General features: G+C 73.5%; 16 protein-coding genes. 8 read left to right on the top strand and 8 right to left on the bottom strand.

Annotation, left to right across the window (positions count from 1 at the left end):
- Positions 1-63 precede the first annotated feature (63 nt).
- The 3 genes from HEK131_RS30030 to HEK131_RS30020 all read right to left on the bottom strand — a co-directional run bounded on the left by HEK131_RS30030 (position 64) and on the right by HEK131_RS30020 (position 3,528).
- Positions 64-1,995 carry an FUSC family protein gene (locus tag HEK131_RS30030; RefSeq protein ID WP_244451901.1) on the bottom strand — a complete coding sequence of 644 codons (1,932 nt, stop codon included), beginning with the start codon at positions 1,993-1,995 and terminating at the stop codon, positions 64-66.
- A 78-nt stretch (positions 1,996-2,073) separates the two neighbouring features.
- Positions 2,074-2,997, bottom strand: coding sequence for a hypothetical protein (locus tag HEK131_RS30025; protein ID WP_217463600.1), 924 nt, complete (start codon positions 2,995-2,997; stop codon positions 2,074-2,076).
- 66 nt (positions 2,998-3,063) lie between these two features.
- A complete protein-coding gene (locus HEK131_RS30020) occupies positions 3,064-3,528 on the bottom strand; it encodes a hypothetical protein (protein ID WP_244451900.1) in 465 nt (154 codons plus the stop codon).
- A gap of 232 nt (positions 3,529-3,760) precedes the next feature.
- Between HEK131_RS30020 and HEK131_RS30015 the strand changes: the two genes are divergently transcribed.
- Both HEK131_RS30015 and HEK131_RS30010 read left to right on the top strand, forming a co-directional pair.
- Entirely contained in the window at positions 3,761-4,936 is a 1,176-nt protein-coding gene (locus HEK131_RS30015) for a PP2C family protein-serine/threonine phosphatase (RefSeq protein ID WP_244452181.1), read from the top strand.
- A gap of 82 nt (positions 4,937-5,018) precedes the next feature.
- Positions 5,019-6,068: a hypothetical protein gene (locus tag HEK131_RS30010; protein ID WP_217463602.1), complete on the top strand. Its 1,050-nt coding sequence runs from the start codon at positions 5,019-5,021 to the stop codon at positions 6,066-6,068.
- Between the two features lie 2 nt (positions 6,069-6,070).
- Here HEK131_RS30010 and HEK131_RS30005 read toward each other — a convergent pair whose 3' ends face one another.
- From HEK131_RS30005 to HEK131_RS29995, 3 genes are all read right to left on the bottom strand, one after another.
- A complete protein-coding gene (locus HEK131_RS30005; RefSeq protein WP_244452180.1) occupies positions 6,071-8,035 on the bottom strand; it encodes an Ig-like domain repeat protein in 1,965 nt (654 codons plus the stop codon).
- Between the two features lie 193 nt (positions 8,036-8,228).
- Positions 8,229-9,779 carry an LCP family protein gene (locus tag HEK131_RS30000; protein ID WP_244451899.1) on the bottom strand — a complete coding sequence of 517 codons (1,551 nt, stop codon included), beginning with the start codon at positions 9,777-9,779 and terminating at the stop codon, positions 8,229-8,231.
- A 285-nt stretch (positions 9,780-10,064) separates the two neighbouring features.
- The gene (locus tag HEK131_RS29995; protein ID WP_244451898.1) at positions 10,065-10,268 is read right to left on the bottom strand and encodes a hypothetical protein; all 204 of its coding nucleotides are present in this window, start codon (positions 10,266-10,268) and stop codon (positions 10,065-10,067) included.
- A 110-nt stretch (positions 10,269-10,378) separates the two neighbouring features.
- On the opposite strand from HEK131_RS29995, the gene HEK131_RS29990 reads away from it, so the two are divergent.
- Complete coding sequence (locus HEK131_RS29990) at positions 10,379-11,722, top strand: helix-turn-helix domain-containing protein (RefSeq protein WP_244451897.1); 1,344 nt, start codon at positions 10,379-10,381, stop codon at positions 11,720-11,722.
- On the opposite strand, the gene HEK131_RS29985 is transcribed toward HEK131_RS29990, so the two are convergent.
- Positions 11,719-12,507: a hypothetical protein gene (locus HEK131_RS29985; protein WP_217463605.1), complete on the bottom strand. Its 789-nt coding sequence runs from the start codon at positions 12,505-12,507 to the stop codon at positions 11,719-11,721. The two genes, HEK131_RS29990 and HEK131_RS29985, sit on opposite strands and share 4 nt — an antisense overlap.
- Positions 12,508-12,679: 172 nt before the next feature.
- Between HEK131_RS29985 and HEK131_RS29980 the strand changes: the two genes are divergently transcribed.
- Positions 12,680-13,651: a nucleoside hydrolase gene (locus tag HEK131_RS29980; RefSeq protein ID WP_244451896.1), complete on the top strand. Its 972-nt coding sequence runs from the start codon at positions 12,680-12,682 to the stop codon at positions 13,649-13,651.
- A gap of 89 nt (positions 13,652-13,740) precedes the next feature.
- Positions 13,741-15,387, top strand: a complete 1,647-nt coding sequence (locus HEK131_RS29975) for a glycoside hydrolase family 13 protein (RefSeq protein WP_244451895.1) — start codon at positions 13,741-13,743, stop codon at positions 15,385-15,387.
- Here the strand turns inward: HEK131_RS29975 and HEK131_RS29970 are convergent.
- Positions 15,384-16,136, bottom strand: a complete 753-nt coding sequence (locus tag HEK131_RS29970; protein ID WP_217463608.1) for a DUF4142 domain-containing protein — start codon at positions 16,134-16,136, stop codon at positions 15,384-15,386. The two genes, HEK131_RS29975 and HEK131_RS29970, sit on opposite strands and share 4 nt — an antisense overlap.
- A 280-nt stretch (positions 16,137-16,416) precedes the next feature.
- On the opposite strand from HEK131_RS29970, the gene HEK131_RS29965 reads away from it, so the two are divergent.
- The 3 genes from HEK131_RS29965 to HEK131_RS29955 all read left to right on the top strand — a co-directional run bounded on the left by HEK131_RS29965 (position 16,417) and on the right by HEK131_RS29955 (position 18,888).
- Positions 16,417-17,103, top strand: coding sequence for a DUF6445 family protein (locus HEK131_RS29965; protein ID WP_244451894.1), 687 nt, complete (start codon positions 16,417-16,419; stop codon positions 17,101-17,103).
- A gap of 132 nt (positions 17,104-17,235) precedes the next feature.
- Entirely contained in the window at positions 17,236-17,658 is a 423-nt protein-coding gene (locus HEK131_RS29960) for a DUF7144 family membrane protein (protein ID WP_217463610.1), read from the top strand.
- A 228-nt stretch (positions 17,659-17,886) separates the two neighbouring features.
- Positions 17,887-18,888 (top strand): MIP/aquaporin family protein, encoded by a 1,002-nt coding sequence (locus tag HEK131_RS29955; protein ID WP_217463611.1) that lies wholly within the window; start codon positions 17,887-17,889, stop codon positions 18,886-18,888.
- Positions 18,889-19,547: the final 659 nt, after the last annotated feature.

The following is a 19,547-nucleotide window of genomic DNA, read 5'->3' as shown; positions in this document are numbered from 1 at the left end:
CCCTTCGCGTGAGTTGTCGCCGTAGATCCCTGGCCAGGACGGCCACGTTAGGTTAGCGGCCTATCAGTGCGGCGTGGCGATGGCTCTCGCGGCCGCCACTTCTTGTCGTACCGGTTCCAGCACGCTTCCCGCCGGACCGGTCAGGTGGGTGGGGAAGGCGGTGAGGATCTCGGCCTCGCGGACGCCCTCCGCCAATTCACCGAGTTGGCGCACAACTTGGTCCACTTCGGCCGAGGACGGGGGCGGTGCGCCGTGGAGGACGCGGACGCGGGCCGCGGTCGTCGCGTCGACGATCCGTTCCACCGCGACCACCAGGGGCCACCATGCCGCGGCGCGCCGCCCGGTGGGCGGTGGTTCGGTCAGCGCGCGCTGGAATTCCGTCCGGATGGTGGACAGATCGCGGTAGAGGCGGCGGCGCATCCGGGTGCGGCGGGCGGGGTCGGTCCCGGTGCCGAACGCCGTCCCGACGTAGGCCGCCGTGTCCTCGACCGCGTCCGCGAGCCGGTCGCCGACACGGGTGTGCCAGCTCTCCGGCCAGAGCAGATACCCCGCGACCAGGGCGATCGCGCAGCCCATGAGGGAGTCCAGCAGCCGGGGCAGCAGCAGGGCGGTGCCCTGGTGGTTGAGGATGTCGGAGAGAAGGAGGATCACCGGGGTGATCGCGGCCGTCTGGAAGCCGTAGCCGCGCGGGGTGAGCGCCGGGACGAGCGGCGCGAGCAGCAGCATCACGGGGACGTCCCACCAGCCGATCGGCACCTCCGCCAGGACCGCCGCAGCGACCGCCAGCCCCGCCACCGTGCCCAGCGCGCGCAGCAGGGCGCGGGAGAAGACCGAGCCGAAGTCGGGCTTGAGGACGAAGGTGATGGTCAGCGCGACCCAGTAGGAGCGGGGGACCGCGACGAGGGAGACGAGGGCCTGCGCGATGCCGATGCAGACCGCGAGGCGCAGCCCGTACCGCCAGGAGCCCGCGGAGAGCATCGCGTCCCGGGCGGCGCGGGCGGTGCGGACATGGAGGGCGACGGCGCGTTCGTCGACGCCGCGCGGGTCCACCGAGGGTGAGGTGACCACCTCGGCGAGGTGCCGCAGGGCGTGATCGACGGCGCGCTCGGTCTCGGTGAGGGCCAGCGGGAGCTTCGGCGGGCGCAGCCCGGCCGTGTCGCCGGTCTCGACGGCGCGGGCCAGCGCGCGCACCGCCTCGGGGGCCTGCGGTGGCAGCGGGCGCCCGGTGAGGTGGACGGCGGGGGCGGCCTCGACGAGCGGGGTGATGGCGTTCAACCGGGCCAGCAGGCGGGTGAGTTCCTCGCTGCGTCCGTGGTGCCGGGCCCGGTGTCCGAGGATCAGGTCGTATGCCTGGTTCAGCGAGCGGGTGACGTCGAAGCGGGCGCCGATGTAGCGGTCCTCGTCGCCGCACGCGGCCAGCAGGTCGGCCACCCGGCGGTAGGCGTTCGCGACCGACGCCCGCTCCGGCACCCCGGCTCGCAGCGGCCATGCCACCAGGGCGAGGGCCAGCACCAGCAGCCCGCCCCCGGTCATCAGCAGCGGCGCCAGCCACCAGGGGTGGGGCAGCGGGAGCCCGGCGCCGATCACGCAGTCGAGCAGGAGCAGCAGCCCCGCGACGGAGGACACCGTGCCGATGGTCGAGATCATCCCGGAGACCAGCGCGACCCCGGTGACCACGACGACGGCGTACCAGCCGCGATCGAACACGAGCTGGCCGAGGATGACGCCGACGGCGCCGATGAGCTGGGGGATGGCGATGGTGATGACGCGCATCCGGTAGGCGTCGGCGGTGTCGCCGATGACGCCGTTCAGGGCGCCCATGGAGGCGAGCGCGCCCAGCGCGGGCTGCCCCGCCGCCAGTCCGATCGCCAGGGGCAGGGCCATGGCGATGGCGGCCCGCGCCACGGCGGCCCAGTTGACGGGGGCCTGCTGCGGGCGGAGGTTCCGGACCAGCCAGTCGGGCGGGGTGAGGCCGATGGGGAACTCTCGGGGCATGCGCCCATTATGGTCGTTTGGTCCGGTCCGGGCGGGCGACGCCGAACCGGCGCGCGCCGTCCACAGGTTGGGGAGGACTCAGACGCGCGCCCGTGTCCGCGAGGGCGTCCCGGCCGACTCGGGGCCGCCCGTCTGCCTGCGGCGGGCCGAGCGGCGGCGGGTGAGCCAGGCTGTCAGGGCGACCACGAGACCGAGCAGGAGCAGCAGCCAGGAGACGGTGCGCAGGCCCGAGGTGAGGGCGTCGTAGACCGCGGCCGCGACCGGGTGCGGTACGTCGGCCGGGAGGTCGGCCAGGGTCAGCGCGCGGCCCGCGGTGAGGGCGAGCCCGAGCAGCGCGCCGCCGATCGCCGTGCCCAGCGCGGTGGCGACGACGGCGCGGCGGCGGCGCACGGCCAGCGCGATCCCGGCGGCGGCGAACACGACGGCTGCCACCGGCAGCCACAGACCGGCGACTTCGAGCATGTGGAACCCCTTGCGGTACCGGGTCAGCTCACCCGCCGGGAGCACCGGCACCTCGGTGTGGCGGACCGGGATGCGGGCGGCGAGCGGTACGTGGTCCTCGGCGAGCTGCGCCTTGACCTGGGCGGTGACCGGGGCCAGGTCGACGGTGACCGCGCGCGGGGCACCGCCGGCCGGGGCCTCCTCGCGCAGGGCCCGCAGTACGGCGTCGTGGGTGACCCGGTTGCCGGTGTCCCAGGCGAGCCGGAAGGCGCGGGTGTGGGTGAAGGAGCGCACCGCGTCCCGGACGAAGGGGCCCACCGAGCCGCGTACCGGGCTCATGTCCGCCCGCTGGTCCACCTCGCGCAGGATGCCGTCGCCGACCGTCTGCGCGACGGCGTCCCGCACGGCCGGGTCGGCGGCGAGCGGTGCCATCGTGGTGACGTACCGGCCCGTGTCGGTGAGCGTGTACGCCGCCCAGGCCGCCGGCGCGCCGAAGGGCACGAGGAGGCAGAACAGAGCGATCAGCGCGGTCGACAGGGCACTCCGGAGGCGGGGGTGCACGCCTCAAGGCAAGTCCCGTCGGAGCCGCGGCGCGAGCGGTGGGGGTGCGTTCGGGGGACGGGCCCCTCAGTGGACGCGGTGCCCCACGGCGTCCTCGCGGGTGTAGAAGCGGTAGAAGAACACGATGAACGTCACCGCCGCCACCAGCAGCGGTATGCCGACGGAGCGGACCATGGAGGCGCCCGCCTGGTTGTAGAGGAAGCCGAACGAGACGCCGATGAACACCGCCCACGTCAGCGCGTGCAGCTCGCGGCGCAGCCTGGGCGCGATGGTCAGCACGCCGAAGAAGACGACCGCGAACACCAGCGCGGTGAGGAACCCGAAGAGCAGGTTCCAGCCCGTGACGGGACCGCCGCCGCGCCGGTTGGCGGCCGCCCAGTAGCCGTAGACCAGTGCCGTCAGCACCGGTACCGCGATCCTGGCCATGCGGTGGGTGCGGGCGTCGAGGATGTCGGGAGGGACGTAGGTGCCCCGTGCGTCCTTACGGCCGCCTCGGGGCAGCGCGCCGGACGCGGGTGCCGCGTGAGCCATGAGAGCGCTCCTCTCTCGCCGCTTCGGGCCGCGACTCGGCGGCCCCGCCTTCCAGGGCACACCTGCGGCGACGGCCCGGCAACTCGGCCGGGCGGGTGACGGGTCCCGGATGCGGCCGGAATCGGTCCGTGTTCCCCTGAGGTTTCCGAGGACGACGGCCCGCCGCGATGCGAAGCGCGGCCCCGGGACGGAGAGACGCGCGGTCTCGGGACGGAGATGGCTCGTGACCGAGATGGAGTACCGGCGTCGCAACGAGCGGCGGCGGATCTTCGGCCGGGGCACGTCCTGGCTGGTGCCGCTGGTGCTGCTGGCGGCCATCGTGACGGTGGACTTCCGCACCGGCGAGCAGTTCCGCGTCGTCTCCTGGATCATCCTGGTCCCGAGCATCGCCGCCGCCGTCTGCGGGGTGGGCGCGACCATCACGTTCGCCCTGCTGTCGCTCGTCACCTTCCTCGCCGTCGACACCGTATTCCCCGAGCGGTACCGGGCGGGCACCGCCGACTTCGTGCTGGTCGCGCTCGGTGGTGCGCTCGCCGTGATCGCCTCCGTGGTGCGGGTGCGCCGGGAGCGGCAGGGCCTGCACATGCGGGACATCGCCGAGACCACCCGCCGCACCGTGCTGCGCCCGCTGCCGTCGAACTGGGCGGGTCTGGAGCACGCGGGCGTGTATCTGGCCGCCGACACGGACGCGCGGGTGGGCGGCGACTTCTACGACATCCAGCCCGGCCCGCACGGCACCCGTGTGCTCCTCGGCGATGTGCAGGGCAAGGGGCTCGGCGCGGTGGAGACCGCGGCCGCGCTGCTCAGCAGCTTCCGGGAGGCCGCGTACCACGAGCCCGATCTGGTGACCGTCGCCGACCGTCTCGAGGTGCGGATGTCCCGCCACCGGGGGCACACCGCGGCGCTCGGCCAATACGACGGCGACCGGTTCGCCACCGCCCTGCTGTTCACCTTCTCCGAGGACGCCCCCGACACCGTCGAGATGATCAACTTCGGGCATGAGCCGCCGCTCGCCGTGGGCCCGCGCGGGGTGCGCCCGCTGCCCGGCGGGGAGCGGCTGCCGATCGGCTTCGGGGACCTGACCGGGGACGCGGCTGCCGAGGGGCGGAAGGGTCCGCCCGCCTGCCGGGAGCGGCTGGACGCGGACGAGACGCTGCTGATGGTGACGGACGGCGTGACCGAGGCCCGCGGCCGGGCCGACGAGTTCTACCCGCTGCTCGGCGAGGTGGAGCGGGCGGTGGCCGCCGACCCCGGGCGGGCCGCGCCCCGGCGGCTGGTGCGCCTGGTGCGCGAGGGGGTGCTGCGGCACACGCACGGCCGGCTCGGCGACGACACCACCGTCTTCGCGGTCCGGCGGCTGCCCGAGGGCCGGCCCGCGTCCACGACCGGGCGACCTTCGCCATCCTGAGGCCCGCACGCCCGCCCCCAGCGGTTACGGTGCAGGCTGACCGGCGAACCTGGCCGGTGGACCACAGGGGGAGGTAAGGGCGATGCCCGGAACCGTGCTGCTGCTCGCGGCCGCGCCGCTGGGCCGGGGCCGCCTGGTGGACGCGGCGGCCGTGCTGCCCGTGCTGGGCGCCGTCGCGCCGTCGGTGCTGGCGGGCACCGACACCGCGAACGTGGTCGAACTCGCCGACCCCCTCGACCCGCAGGGCGTGCTGACCCGGCTGCGCGCGGCCGCCGCCGCGTCCGGCCCGCTGACCGTGTACGTCACCGGCCAACTGCTGCTCGACCGGCGCCAGCGGCTGCCCCATCTGGCGCTGGCCCGCACCACGCCGGCCACCGCCCGCTACACCGCGCTGCCCTGGCACTGGCTCAAGGACGAGCTGCGGCTGCGCCCGGCCGGGACCACCCATCTGCTGCTGGACCTGCACGCGGACACCGAGACCTGGGCGGACCTGGCCGGACGCCCGCTGGACTCGGGCCGTACGGCCGTCGTGCACGGCCGGATCGCGCCGCCGCCGGGGTGGCGCAAGGTCGCGGAGCCGACGTACATGCGGGCGGTGGCGGCGCTGCTGCGCAGCGGGCACCGGCCGCCGCTCGCGGAGCTGCACCGCCGGGCGCTGGACCGGATCGCGGGCGAGCTGCCGTCGAACCTGGTGCTCACCGCGCCCGACGCCGGGGATCCGCACGCCGCGCTGAGCGCAGCCGTGCGGGCGGGCCGGCACGCCGAGGCCGACCGGCTGGCCGCCCGGCACCAGGAGGCGGCGGTACGGGAGCACGGTCCCGCTTCCGAGGACGCCCTGCACTGGGCGGAGGTCCGGGCCGACCTGGCGATGTTCGCGGGTGACCCGGTGCGGAGCTGCCGCGCCTGGCTGCGGGTGGCCGGGTTCCGGCTGGCCTCGGGCCACGCCCCCGACGCGCCCGCCGTGGAGTCGGCGGTGGACCGCGCCCACCACCAGTGGGGGCGCATCGAGGACGCGGTACGGGCCCGTGAACTCGGCCCCCAACTGGTGGAGTTGCGGCTACGCGTGCCAGGACGCCGCGAGGGCGCCCTGGGCGACGTGCGGGCCAGGCTGGAGCAACTCCAGCATGGCTGAACTCACTTGGTGAAAGTGAAGTACTTCCAGGCGCCGTGGGTGGTGGAGTTCACGCTGTCGCCGGAGCTGCCGTTGATGTACGACGAGCGCACCCGCTGCCGGTAGCCCACCTCCTGGCCGTGGTCGCCGGTGTAGCGCACCTCGGAGACTCCGTTCGTGCCCAGCTTGAAGTACTGGGACCCGGCGTCGTACCAGGTGCCCTGGTAGTAGACCTGGATCTCCAGGCGGTGCGAACGGCCGGAGTAGTACGGCATCTTCGTGATGAAGCGCGGGTCCTTGGACCGGTGGACGTAGGCGTAGGTCTGGCCCCAGGACTTCGCGGACTTGTACTGCCCCGAGACCGAGGTCGACACGCTGACGCGGGTCCAGACGGTGCTGGTGGTGCTAGCCGTCGCGGTGCGCGCGTCACCGGTGAACTTCGCGGTGATCTTGGTGTCCCGGCGCAGGTCGAGGGTGACGGCGAGGTCGCCGTGCGAGTTGACCTTCCCGGACTTCACCAGCTTGTCCGGCTTGTCGCCGCCGTAGGGGTCGGCCCAGATCTCCACCGTGCGGTTCTTGTAGGTCTTCCCCAGGTGGGCCGTGAACTTCACGTCCTGGCCGTAGGAGTAGCTCTTGCCGTTGTTGTTCAGCGACAGCGACGCCTTGGCCCGGGAGACGGTCACGCTGTCGCTGACGGAGGCCGCTGTGTGGGCGGCGTCGCCCGCGTACGACACCTTGTACGTGACCTTGCCGCCCGCCGGCGGGGTGTCGGTGAAGGAGTAGGTGCCGTCGGCCTTCGCGGTGACCTGGGGGAGCGCCTTGCCCTTGGGGGACTCCAGGTCGGTGCGGGTGACGCTGAGCCGGGTCCCGGCCGGGAGCGCGGCCTTGGAGGTCACCTTGCCCTTGACGGTGAGCTTCTGGGCGCGGGTCGCGGTGGCCGGGGCGTCGGCGGTGACCGTGGTGACGGCCTTGGTGGGGCCCTCCAGCACGCGCAGCCGGTAGGCGCCGTCGTAGTCGTGGCTGACCGCGAAGAGGCGGGAGGTGTCGGGCGCCCAGGCGAGTCCGGCGTCCGCGAGGAGCTGGTCGCTCGCCCCGAAGTCGTACTCCCGCACCGTGGTGCGCTGCCCCGGCTTGAACACGTAGACGTCGGGCTCGTACGCGCCGTCGATGCCCGCCGCCACCGAACCGTCGGGGGCGATGTCCACGGCGTTCGGGTAGGCGTTGGCGGGGTACTGGCCGTCGTCCGCCAGGTCGGCCGTGCTGTACACCGCCTGGTGGTACGGGTATCCGCTGGCCACCACGAGGTGCTGGGCGTCGGGCGTGATGGCGAGGTCGCGCAGGTTGGCGCCGTCCACGGACCGGTGGGCGGTGCGGGTGAGCGTGCCGGACGAGACGTCGTACGCGCCGAGTTCGGACGGGCTCTGCGAGGGGATGCCCGCGACCAGGGTGCCGGCCGCGCCGTCCAGCATGGGCGCGGAGTACCAGAAACTCTCCGGATCCTGGGTCAGGGCGACCGGGTGCTCGGGCGCGGTGAGGTCGACGGAGCCGATGTTGCCGTGGGCGACGGTGGCGTCGGAGTCGTAGCCGAACCAGAGCTTGCCGCCGGCGAGGGCCGGGTACTTGGGGTCGATGTCGCCCACGGGGTAGCGGGCGGACTCGGTGGCGGTCGCGGTGTCGATGGCGACGATCGCGTCGGTGCCGCCGGGGACCGCCGCGTACAGGGTGGCGGAGTCGGCGGACAGTTCCAGGCCGAGGACGCCGGGCAGGGCGGTGAGCTGCTTGACGACCGTGCCCCGGTAGTCGGTGACGACGATCTTGCCGCCGGCCGGGTCGCTGAGGAAGACCCGCTGGTGGACGCCGTCCACCACGACCGTGCCGGTCGACTTGACCGGCAGCGGCGCGACGGTGTCGGCGTGGGCGGGGGCGGCCGCGAGGGCCGCCGAGCTGAAGAGCACCGCGAGAGCGGTGGCGGTGGAGCGGGTGCGCATACGCACGCTGATTCGAACCCCCCGGAACGAATGCGGAGTCGGAAGCCGGACGGGCACGGCGCGGTGGGTCCCCGGTGCGCCTGGTGCGTCACACGGACCGTCACATGGGTCGCGCGTGATGTGTGTGATCTGTGTGCCTCGTGCGGCGAGTGAGCAAAGGGTAGGTCATGTCACTGACAACGTCACCCGCCATTTACCAGGTGAAGCCCTTCTGGATCTTCATACAGGCGTCCGTCGTGGCCCCGCTGAGCACGGCCGCCGTCTTCGGGACCGCGCGCTTCTTCGGCTCCGGGAACCGGTCCCCCGAGGGCCAGTCGGCGCCCACGACCAGCGTCACGTCCTGGGCGTCCTCCACCTCGCGGACCCGTGCGGCCGGGATGCCCAGGGCCCCGGCCACCGCCAGCGCGTCGCCCTTCAGCGAGGTGCCCGAGTAGAGCACGGAGGTGCCGGGCTCGTCGGCGGCCGCGTCGTCGGCGGTGGTCCGGGTGAAGCCCTCCTCGCGCAGGATCTCCACGACCGATCTGGCGCGGTCGGGCGCCGGGGACTCCAAGCCCGCGCCGGTGCCGTTGCGGACCCGCACCGCGAGGTCGGCGGCGGGCGCGGCCGGGTCGGTCGCCTTCGGTTTCGGCTGCTTGGTCTCGCGCCCGTCCAGCGGGACGTCGTCGCGGACCATCGAGACGAGCTTGTCGGCGTCCTCGGTCGCGGGCACCAGGCGGTTGCGGTCCTGCGCCCACGGGGTGGTGGGCAGCGTGGTCATGGTGATCCGGTCGGTGGGCACCCGCTGGAGCTCCATCGACAGGTCGTACAGCTCCTTCACGGTGCCGAGTCCCTCGTCGACGGTGAGCGCGCTGGTCGCCGCCTCCGCGAGCCGCCGCATCTCGGCCGGGTTGCCGAGGGTGGCGTTCGCGCGGAGCTGGCGGACCATCGAGTTCATGTACATGTGCTGGGCGTGGGTGCGGCCGATGTCGGTGCCGTCCTCGAAGCCGTAGCGGGTGCGCAGCCACTGCAGCGCCTGCTTGCCCTTGACCGGATGGGTGCCCGCCGCCAGCTTGAGGCCGGAGCCGTGGCCGCTGGTGGTGTGCGACCAGACGTTCTCCTCGACGCAGACCGGGACGCCCCCGATGGCGTCGGCCATGTCCACCACGCCGGAGAAGTCGACCATCATGAAGTGGTCGACGGGGATGCCGGTGAGCCGCATCCAGGTGGCCACCGTGCAGCCGGGGCCGCCCCTGCCCAGCGACTCGTTCGCCATCGCCAGGCTCAGCTCCGGGTAGACCTTCTTCGTGACGGGGTCGGTGCACCGGGGCATCGGGATCATGGTGTCGCGGGGCAGGCTGATCACCGACATGTCGTCCCGGTCCGCCGACACGTGCAGCAGCATCTGCACGTCCGCCAGCGGGGGCCGGCCCACATCGCCCCTGGAACCGCCGAGTTCGAGGTCGTCTGCGGTGTTCCGGCTGTCCGAGCCGATCAGCAGGATGTTCAGCGGGGTACGGCCCGCCGCGTCCGGGGTGGCCGAGGGCCGGGGGCTGTCGCCGAGGTTCAGCGGGGCCTTGGCGAGGTTGTGGTTGAGGTGCCGGTAGTAGAGGTAGCCGGCGGTGGCGGTCCCGAGCAGCAGCAGGGCCAGGGCCAGCGCGGTCCAGCGCAGCACGCGTCTCGCGCGTCTCCTGGGCGGTTCGACGGTCTCGCTCGCGGCGTCGTCCGGTGCCTCGGTGTCCTCCGCGCGCAGGCTGCTACCCGTCATCCCCCGTGCCCTTCCACCCCTGGCCCCGACCCCGGCCACCGAAAAGAGATCCCCGTTCAGCGGCCGGGCGGTGCGCTGTGGGCGTGGGCCAGGCCGGATCGCGCTCACCCTAATGGCGTGGTCCGCTGTCAACTGTTGACGGTGAGATATTCCACTCCCGTACAACCGGTCTATTGGTGGGGTTTGCGGGGATTGGCGACCCGGCCTGGGGCGGTTTTTTACTCGGGGCAGACGGGAAAACCCCTTGCGTCAAGGGGTGTTGGGGTTGCCGGAGATCTCCGGCGCTCAGGGCTGGGCGTGCCGGGCGACCGGTGCCGGGGCGGTGTCCGAGGCGCGGGCGGGCCCCGCGTTGGCGGCGGTGACGAGGGCGACGACGGCCACCACGGCCGCGGCGACGCCTCTGGCGAGCGGGGTGGCGGCCGCCGGGCGGCGCCGGGTACGGGCGGGTGCATGGGGGCGTGCGACGGGGGCGGGGGAGCGTCCTGGCACGGCGACCTCGCAACATCAGCGACGAGTCAAGCGGACTTGAGCCGCCGTTTAACCTAGGGCTGCGAGACCCGAACGACAAGAGGCATCAAGGGAGTTGGGGAGGCACGGGCATGCCGGAGCGGGACGGTCCGGAGGTGGTCGGGCGGCGGGTGCAACGACTGCGCGCCGAACGCGGTATGACGCAGCGACAGTTGGCCGAGCCGGCCTACACCCCCGCCTACATCTCCACCCTGGAGGCGGGCCGGGTGCGCGCCTCCGACGACGCCCTCCGGCACATCGCCGACCGCCTCGGCGTGACCTTCGACGAGCTGGCCTCGGGCCGGCCGGCCCACCTCGCCACCGCCCTGCGGCTGCGGCTGACCGAGGCGCAGCGGGTGCTCGCGGACGGCCAGGCCGAGGAGGCGGTGGAGCGGTACGCGGCTCTGCTCGCCGAGGCCGAGGCGCACGGCCTGGTGCGCGAACAGGCCGCAGCCCTGCTGGGACTTGGCGAATGCGCGCTGGAGACGGGCGAACTCCACGCGGCACGGGACCACTTCGAGCAGGCGGAGGGGCGGCTGTCCGAGGAGACCCTCCCGGTACGGGTACCCGCGCTGCGCGGCCGCGCCGTGGCGCACTACCTGGCCGGGGAGATCCGGTACGCGGTCTACCTGCTGGAGACGGCCCTCGACGAACTCAACCGGGGCGGGCTGCACGACCCGGACGCCCTGCTCCACCTCTACACCGCCGTCATCGGCCCCTACATGGACATGGGCGCCCACGCCCGCGCCGCCCAGGCCGCCGAGTTCGCGCTCGCCCTCGCCCCGCGCGCCGCCGACCCCGCGCTGATCGCCCGTATGCACCGCTCGGTCGCCCGTACGCTCCTCGCCGAGGGCCGGCACGCCGAGGCCGACGCCTCCCTCGCCAAGGCGGCCGGGCTCTACCGCCAGTTGCGGCTGCGCACCGAACTCGCCAACTGCCACTGGATGCGCGGCTACGTCCACGCCCAGGCGGACGAACTGGAGCGTGCCGAGGCGGAGTTGCGGCAGGCGCTGGACATGCTGGCCGAGACCCGCGCGGCGCTGTACCGCAGCCAGGCCGCGGTCGAACTGGCCGACGTGCTGCACCGTAGAGGCAGACCCGCCGAGGCCGCCGCCCTCCTCGACGGCGTCCTCGGCGACTTCTCCTCCGAACGCGGCGCCGTCCACGCCGCCGCCGCCCACCGCCTGCTCGGCATCATCGCGGAGGACGCCCACGAGACGGACTCCGCCGAGGAGCACTACGTCCGCGCCCTGAGCCTCCTGGAACGGGCCGGAGCCGCCGGCGACCTGGCCGACCTCTGCCGCCTCCTGGGCGACCTCCTGCGCCGCACGGGCCGTACGGAAGCGGCCCTGGACGCCTACCGGACCGGCCTGGGCCACCGCACGACTCCGGGCACGACGACGCTGGGGCCCGCACCGGCGGGCCCGCCGTTCTAGACCTGCGCCCGCCCCTGTCTGCGGACGTCGGCCAGACGCAGCGCCCCTATCTGCACCGCCGCCTGGGTCGCGTCGTTCGGGACGTCGCCGGGGCCGCCGTTGGTGAGGGCGAAGGCGTCCTCGCCGACGCGGACGGCGGCCAGCTCCAGGGTGAGGTTCTGCTCGCCGGCGTCCGGGTCCTCCGGGTCGGTGGCGGTGAGGGTGAGGCGCAGGCCCTGGCGTCTGTCACCCACCTCGGGGAGGGCGAGGCCTGAGACCTGGACGTCCTCGCTCAGGCCGGTCTGGGTCGTGGCCGTGAACCTCGCGCACTTCGCCGGCATCTCCCCCAGCCACTTCAGGTCGGCGTCCACGTCGGCGGGCCGGCGGGCGCCGATCTGGTAGCGGAGCTGGGCCTCGGAGGCGGGGTCGTCCAGGGCGACGGCCACGCGGGCCGGGGCGCCGAGCACCTGGTCGGAGTAGAGCGCGTCCAGCAGCCGCTGGCACTCCGCCACCTCGGACCTCGCCTTCAGCAGGCCGTCCCGCCAGGTCGCCGTGCCGCCCGTCGCGGCCCACGGGGAGCCCAGGTCGGACTCGGTGACGAGCGCCGCCTCCGCCTGCGCGTCGGTGAGCGCCGAACTCCCGCTGGGCGCCGCCTCGGAGGTGGCCGCGGGCTTCTCGACCGTGGGAAGCGGGTACTTCGCGGTCGCCGGGTGCTCCAGGCCGAGGGTCGCGCAGCCGCTCAGCACGAGCAGCCCGCCGATCGGCAGGAGGACACGCGAACCGCGGGTACGTATGCCTCCGGTCATCGGGGTGCCTCCAGATCGTTCCGGCCGCTGCCTGCTCCTACGGCAACACCCGCGATCCCGGCCCACCAGCGCTCCGGTCCGTTCGGGTGAGACCCCCGCCCACCGGCCGGGCGCTCGTCTAGGGTCGAGGCGTCCGTACGCCCACACGCCCGTACGCCCGCAGGAGTCCGCCGTGGCCGAGCAGCCCGCCGTTCCCGTGATCATCGACTGCGACACCGGCGTCGACGACGCCCTCGCCCTGCTCCTCGCCGTCCGCCATCCCGGACTCGACCTGCGTGCGGTGACCTGCGTGGCCGGGAACACGGACGTGGACGGCGTGGTCCGCAACACCCTCACCGTGCTGGAGCGGGCCGGCGCCCCCGACATCCCGGTGGCCAGGGGCGCCGAACGCCCGCTGCTGGAGCCCGCCCGCCCGGCCCGCCATGTGCACGGCCACGACGGAATGGGCGACCTCGGCCTGCCCGCCCCCACCCGCGCCCCGGCCGCCGTGGACGCCGTCACCCTGCTGCGCCGCGAGATCCTCGCCTCCCCGCGCCCGGTGACCCTGATCCCCACCGCGCCCCTGACCAACATCGCCCTGCTGCTGCGCACCCACCCGGAGGTGACCGGCAACATCGAGCGGATCGTGTTCATGGGCGGCGCGGTCGGCGTCGGCAACGCCACCCCGGTCGCGGAGTTCAACGTCTGGCACGACCCGGAGGCGGCCGCGATCCTGCTCACCGCCGACGTGCCGATCACGATGTACGGGCTGGACGTGTTCAGCCGGGTCGTGGTGCCCGGCACCGAGGTCCGCCGCCTGCGCGCCTCGGCCGAACCGGGCGCCAGGCTCGCCGGTGACCTCCTCGCCCACCGTCCCAGCGCACCCGGCACCACCCCCGACGACGAGGAGGCGGGCGGCCTGGGCGACGCGGGCGCGGTCTGCGCGGTCGCCGACCCCGCCGGGCTCACCACCCGCCCGCTCCCGGTCGAGGTCGGCCTCGCCCCCGGTCCGGCCCGCGGCCAGACGATCGTCGACCGCCGCCACCGCCCCGGCGAGTCCGAGATCCACGAGGGCGCCCGCGCGCGACCCCTCATCGACGTGGCGCTGGACGTCGACGTGGCCCGCTACGTGGACCTGTACCTCAGGACGGTGGAGCGGCCCTGACCCAGGTTTCCCCCGCCGGGCCGCCTGGACAGATTCCCTGACGGTGGACTTCCCTCGCCGCTGAGGCGAACCGTACGAACGGAGCCCGCATGGCGGACCTCTCGTCCCGGAACCCCGACTGGTGGCGGCAGGCCGTCATCTACCAGGTCTATCCCCGCAGCTTCGCGGACGCCGACGGTGACGGCCTGGGCGACCTCGCGGGCGTCACCGCGCGCCTGGAGCACCTGGCCACGCTCGGCGTCGACGCCCTCTGGCTCAGCCCCTTCTACCCCTCCGAACTGGCCGACGGCGGCTACGACGTGGCCGACCACCGGGGCGTCGACCCGCGCCTGGGCACCCTGGACGACTTCGACGCCCTGGCCGGCGAGGCACACCGGCTCGGCCTGAAGGTGATCGTCGACCTCGTCCCCAACCACACCTCGCACCGCCACCCCTGGTTCCAGCAGGCCCTGCTGTCCGCGCCCGGCTCCCCGGCCCGCGCCCGCTACGTCTTCCGCCCCGGCCGGGGCACGTACGGCGAACTCCCGCCCACCGACTGGGAGTCGGTGTTCGGCGGCAGCGCCTGGACCCGCGTCCCCGACGGCGACTGGTACCTCCACCTGTTCGCCCCCGAACAGCCCGACCTGGACTGGTCGCACCCCGAGGTCCGGGAGGACTTCCGCACCACCCTGCGCTTCTGGTCCGACCGGGGCGTGGACGGTTTCCGCGTGGACGTGGCCCACGGCCTGGCCAAGGACCTCACCGACCCCCTGCGGGACGTCGGCGGGGTCGGCGCCACCGGAGAGGAGGCCCTGCCCCGGCTCGCCCCCGGCAGCCACCCCTACTGGGACCGGGACGAGGTCCACGAGATCTACCGCGACTGGCGCCGTCTCCTCGACGCCTACGACCCGCCCCGCACCGCCGTCGCCGAAGCCTGGGTGCCGGACACCCGCCGCGCCCTGTACGCCCGCCCCGACGAACTCGGCCAGGCGTTCAACTTCGAGTATCTGCAGACAGGATGGGACGCGGACGAACTCCGCCGCGCCATCACCGCCTCCCTCGCCGAGGCCCGTACCGTCGGCGCCTCGGCCACCTGGGTGCTGTCCAACCACGACGTGGTCCGGCACGCCTCCCGGCTGATCCTGCCGCCCGGCACCGACCTGGACGCCTGGCTGCGCTCCGGCGGCACGGACCCGGGGACCGACCCGGAGGCAGGGCTGCGGCGGGCGCGGGCCGCGACCCTGCTGATGCTGGCGCTGCCCGGCTCGGCCTACCTCTACCAGGGCGAGGAACTGGGCCTGCCCGAGGTGGCCGACCTGCCCGCCGAGGCGCTGCGCGACCCGGTCTGGGAACAGTCGGGGCACACCCGTAAGGGCCGGGACGGCAGCCGGGTACCCCTGCCGTGGACGACGGAGGGACCCTCGTACGGCTTCGGGCCGGGCCCGGCGTGGCTGCCGCAGCCGGGGTCCTTCGCCCGGTACGCCGTCCAGGCGCAGTCGGGCACGCAGGGCTCCACGCTGGAGCTGTACCGCACCGCGCTGCGGCTGCGCCGCAAGCTGCTCCAGGGCGAGGAACTGACCTGGACGCCCGGCGCGCCGCCCGGCGTCCTGGACTTCGTCCGCGCCCCCGGCTGGCGCTGCCTGACCAACCTCACCGGCGAGCCGGTGGCCCGTCCGGCGGGCGAACTCCTGCTGTCCAGCGGGCCGTCGGCCGAGCCGGACGTGCTCCCGCCGGACACCACGGTGTGGCTCGGCTAGCCGATCGTCGGGCTGGGGTTCGGGTTCGGCTCGGCCGAGGCCGGGTCGTCGCGGGTGCTGTTCGAGCCGGGGACTCCGGGGATGGCCAGCGGGGTCGAGGTGGGGTTCGGCGGCGGGGTGAGCACGACCTGCGGCTGGCCCGGGTCCGGCGCGGGCGGCGTCAGGTTGTCCGAGGGCAGCTTGGGCGGGGTGGTCTGGTTGAAGATGGTCTGGTCGAAGTCGACCAGGCCGGTCTTCTCCATCACCGTCATGTGGTCCAGCACGGTGTCGTTGGCCTGGTCGGCCAGCGAGCGGATCAGCGAGTTCTTGGTGGTGGACCGGATCTTCGCGATGGCGTTGAAGATCGAACCGTGCGTCATCCGCAGGATGTTGGCGAAGTCGGTGTCGAACGCCTTGCCGGTCTCGCCCTTGAGCTGGGTCACGAACCCCTCCTGCTGGGGGCTCGCCACGTTGGGGATCGTGATGTTCAGCATCGGCGCGATCTTGCGGCAGGAGGCGTCCAGCGCCGCGTGCCCGTCGACCAGGTGCTTGCTGGCCTCCTTGACCCCCGGGGAGGCGCCCTTCTGGAGCCCGATCTGGCCGAGCGGGTACTCCCACAGCCCAGCCGCGCGCACCTTCACCACGAAGTCCCGGTCCTGCTCGGTGAGCGGACCCCACTGGGTGTTGGCGACGATGCGGGTCTGCGAGGTGGAGACGGTGTCCAGCCCGAGCATGCTCGGGTAGGCCAGCGCCGCGAGGGTCAGTGCCATGGCACCGCCCACGAAGAGAGTTCCCGTCGCGTTCCGCGAAAAGCGCACTGTTCCTCCTGCCCGGTCGTGGTTTCCGCCGACAGGCGGTTCAGACACACAGCAGTACGGATGCGGAGACGATTCGTCTCGACGTCCGCCGTAAAGATTCCGCGCCGGTTTCCCGTGGTGTGCCGTGCGGGCTCACTTGGCCCGTGAACAACCAGTGTATGAGCGGACGTTGGTCAAAGGTTGACCCCTCCTCGGGCGAATCGCCGCAGGTCCCCGGCCTAGATTTCGCCGCATGCCCCCACAGTCGCCGCCCAGAACGCCCGCCCCCCTCCCGGTGCTTCCCTACCGCAAGCCCACCGAGGGCCGCGACTACTGGGTCCTGGACGACGCCCTGCCCGACGCCGGCGCGGTGCGCGAGCGGTGCCTCGCCAGGGAGGACTGGGCGAAGGGGTACCCGTACACCTCGCAGACCTGGCCGGGACTGCGCGCGGTGCCCGGTCTCGAACCCGGTGAACTGGCCCGTGTGGAGAGGCTGGTGAAGAGGGCGACCGGCGCGAAGGAGCTGTGGGTGCGGCGGGCGCCCGGCGGCGGCACCCTCGACCACAACTGCGTCCAGGTCGTCGGCGAGGGCGAGAGCGAGCCCCGCCCGCACACCGACTCCCGCGCGCTGTGCCGGTACGCGGCCGTCCTCTACCTCAACCCGGCGGTGCCCCGGTCCTGCGGCACGAGTTTCTACCGCCAGTCCCTGCCCGGCGGGCGGCTCGGCGGCAATGCCGTCCAGGCCCCGCACGACAACCTCGTCGACGCCCTCGGCACCCGTTTCGTCGCCCCCGACGCCTTCGAGGAGGACGTCCGCGTCCCGCACCGGGCCAACCGGCTGCTGCTCTACAACGCCAACCTGGTGCACAGCGCGACCGCCTACACCGGCCGCACGCTGGAGGAGAAGCGCATGACGGCGGTCTTCTTCTGGATGGCGTGAGACACGGTGGGCCGGGCCCGTGATTCACCCGTACGGCCTAGCCCCTGTGGTAGCCGGGACCAAGGCGCCGGATCGTCGTACCTACGGCCCCACCTGGGGTTCACGGGGGACGAGACGTCGGAGGTAACGGCCATGACCCAGCAGACGCAGTCGGCGCGCCCCCAGCACAACGGGCTGGCCGAGGGAGGCGCGATCTTCGCGGGTGTGCTGATGCTGGTGAACGGCATCCTCCACATCTTCCAGGGCATTTCGGCGATCGCCGCCGACGACGTCTACGCCCGCATCAACGCCTACGTCTACAAGATCAACCTGACCGGCTGGGGCTGGATCCTGCTGGCGGCCGGCGTGCTCGTGGTGGCGACCGGCGCGGGCGTGCTCATGGGGGCCGCCTGGGCGCGGGTGGTCGGCATCGTGCTGACCTCGGCGGGCCTGATCCTCCAGTTCCTGTTCCTGCCGTACTCCCCGATCTGGTCGCTGATCCTGATCGGGATCGACTTCTTCATCATCTGGGCGCTGGCGACCTGGCACCCGGAGCAGCGCCGTACGGCGGTCTGACCGCCGTACCCGACGAGGCCGGTGCCGCGACGCTCTCCCGCGCGGCACCGGCCTCTGCGATGTCCGCGCCCGCCTTCGGTGCCGGGTGGCCCGGCGCCCTGGGGGACGTCCCTGCCGGGCTCCCCCTCGAAAGCCCTTAGCCCAGACGGGGTTCCCGCCCTGCGAGTGGGTGTTTCGTAGGTGAATATGAGGATGTTTGCCCTACTGCTCCTCTGCTAGGGGGCCTCAATGGCTGTCGAAATTCCCCCACTCATCAAGCCGTCCCGGCTCCGGCACCGGGGCGGTCTGGCGGGCGAGTGCATGGCGGAGTTCATCGGGACCTTCGTCCTCATCTCGTTCGGCTGCGGTGTGGTCGCCATGGCGGTCGCCGCGCTGCCGGGCTCCGGCCGTGCCGCCACCACCACGACGATCTTCCTCGCCGCCGGTGACTGGCTGCTGGTCGCCTGGGGCTGGGCCCTGGCCGTGACCTTCGGCATCTACGTGGCCGGCGGCGTGAGCGGCGCCCACCTCAACCCGGCGGTCACGCTCGCCATGGCCGTACGCCGGGGGTTCCCCTGGCTGAAGGTGCTGCCGTTCTGGTTCTCCCAGGTCGCGGGCGCGTTCGCGGGGGCGGCGCTGGTCTACCTCGTCTACCACAACGCGATCGACACCTTCGACTCCGCGGTCAAGGGGCCCAAGACGGACGGCCACACCCTGGCCTCGTTCTCCATCTTCGCCACCTTCCCGGCGCCCTACTTCCACGGCGGCATCTGGGGCCCGCTGATCGACCAGATCGTCGGCGCGGCCTTCCTGGTGATGTTCGTGGTCGCCATCCTGGACCTGCGCAACCAGGCGGTGAAGGCGAACCTGGCCCCGTTCATCGTGGGCCTCGTGGTCGCCGCGATCGGCATGTCCTTCGGCGCCAACGCGGGCTACGCCATCAACCCCGCCCGTGACTTCGGCCCCCGGCTGTTCACCTGGGCGGCGGGCTGGGGAAGCCTGGCCTTCCCGGGGAGCGTGGCGGGCCAGTTCAGCGACTACTGGTGGATCCCCATCGTCGGCCCGCTGATCGGCGGCATCGTCGGCATCATGCTCTACGACCTCTTCGTCGGTGACGTGCTCTACCTCCGTCACGACATGGGCGAGCTCCCCGAGGCGGGCCGCACCCGCCCGGTCCGGACGGTGGACCGCGACGACGAGGCCGGCCGTGGCGACGGCCGGGCGAAGAAGCCGGACGAGGACGACTACTAGTCCCCCGGCCGTTCGACTCCGTGGGCGGTCCGGGTTCCGGGCCGCCCACCGGTATGTGCACCTGTGTACGAGGGTTCAGTGCGGCGTGTGATCCCTGGTCCGTGTCCGCACCCGAGGCCGCGGGCCGCCGTTGGACCGGGCGTGAAGGCGACGCCGTGCAGGAACGATTTGCCTGCGCGTCGCACCGCCTCTCTGAGCGTGCGGCCACGGGGTGCCGCACCGCCGCGAGCTCTGGAGCGCAGAACAGTGTGGGCATACGCCGAGGACGCCGAATGGGCGTCCGCAGCGGGGCGTTGTGGGCCGGACGGTCTGATCGGGCGGGACGAGGAGACGGTGGCCCTCCGGGAGGGGCTGTCCCGGAACCGGCTGGTCACGGTGACGGGGGCGGCGGGCGTGGGCAAGAGCGCGCTCGCCGCCGCCGCTGTGGGGGGAGCGGCGGGCGTCCTGGGCGGTGGTCCGGCGGGTGCGGAGCGCGGGGCGGGGAGTGGTGGGGGGCCGGGGTGCGGGTGTCCGGCGGGCGGCGGGGCGGACAGGCGCGGGCGGGGGTGCGGCTGCCCGGCCGGTGCTGGTGCCGGTGCCCGTGCCGGTGTCGGTGCCGGTGCGGTGGACGGTGGGCCGGCCGCGGGGGAGGACTCCGGTCCGGCGGGCGGGAGCCCCTG

It is taken from the genome of Streptomyces seoulensis (genome assembly GCF_022846655.1).
Classification (GTDB): Bacteria; Actinomycetota; Actinomycetes; order Streptomycetales; family Streptomycetaceae; genus Streptomyces.
Note: the sequence above shows the minus strand (reverse complement) of the source record. Positions and strands in the feature narration are given on the sequence as shown.

Bases quoted from the DNA above. Each gene is read 5' to 3' on its own strand.
- HEK131_RS30030 (WP_244451901.1), bottom strand. From the start codon at position 1,995: ATGCCCCGAGAGTTCCCCATCGGCCTCACCCCGCCCGACTGGCTGGTC.
- HEK131_RS30020 (WP_244451900.1), bottom strand. From the start codon at position 3,528: ATGGCTCACGCGGCACCCGCGTCCGGCGCGCTGCCCCGAGGCGGCCGT.
- HEK131_RS30015 (WP_244452181.1), top strand. From the start codon at position 3,761: ATGGAGTACCGGCGTCGCAACGAGCGGCGGCGGATCTTCGGCCGGGGC.
- HEK131_RS30010 (WP_217463602.1), top strand. From the start codon at position 5,019: ATGCCCGGAACCGTGCTGCTGCTCGCGGCCGCGCCGCTGGGCCGGGGC.
- HEK131_RS30005 (WP_244452180.1), bottom strand. From the start codon at position 8,035: ATGCGCACCCGCTCCACCGCCACCGCTCTCGCGGTGCTCTTCAGCTCG.
- HEK131_RS30000 (WP_244451899.1), bottom strand. From the start codon at position 9,779: ATGACGGGTAGCAGCCTGCGCGCGGAGGACACCGAGGCACCGGACGAC.
- HEK131_RS29990 (WP_244451897.1), top strand. From the start codon at position 10,379: ATGCCGGAGCGGGACGGTCCGGAGGTGGTCGGGCGGCGGGTGCAACGA.
- HEK131_RS29985 (WP_217463605.1), bottom strand. From the start codon at position 12,507: ATGACCGGAGGCATACGTACCCGCGGTTCGCGTGTCCTCCTGCCGATC.
- HEK131_RS29975 (WP_244451895.1), top strand. From the start codon at position 13,741: ATGGCGGACCTCTCGTCCCGGAACCCCGACTGGTGGCGGCAGGCCGTC.
- HEK131_RS29970 (WP_217463608.1), bottom strand. From the start codon at position 16,136: ATGGCACTGACCCTCGCGGCGCTGGCCTACCCGAGCATGCTCGGGCTG.
- HEK131_RS29965 (WP_244451894.1), top strand. From the start codon at position 16,417: ATGCCCCCACAGTCGCCGCCCAGAACGCCCGCCCCCCTCCCGGTGCTT.
- HEK131_RS29960 (WP_217463610.1), top strand. From the start codon at position 17,236: ATGACCCAGCAGACGCAGTCGGCGCGCCCCCAGCACAACGGGCTGGCC.
- HEK131_RS29955 (WP_217463611.1), top strand. From the start codon at position 17,887: ATGGCTGTCGAAATTCCCCCACTCATCAAGCCGTCCCGGCTCCGGCAC.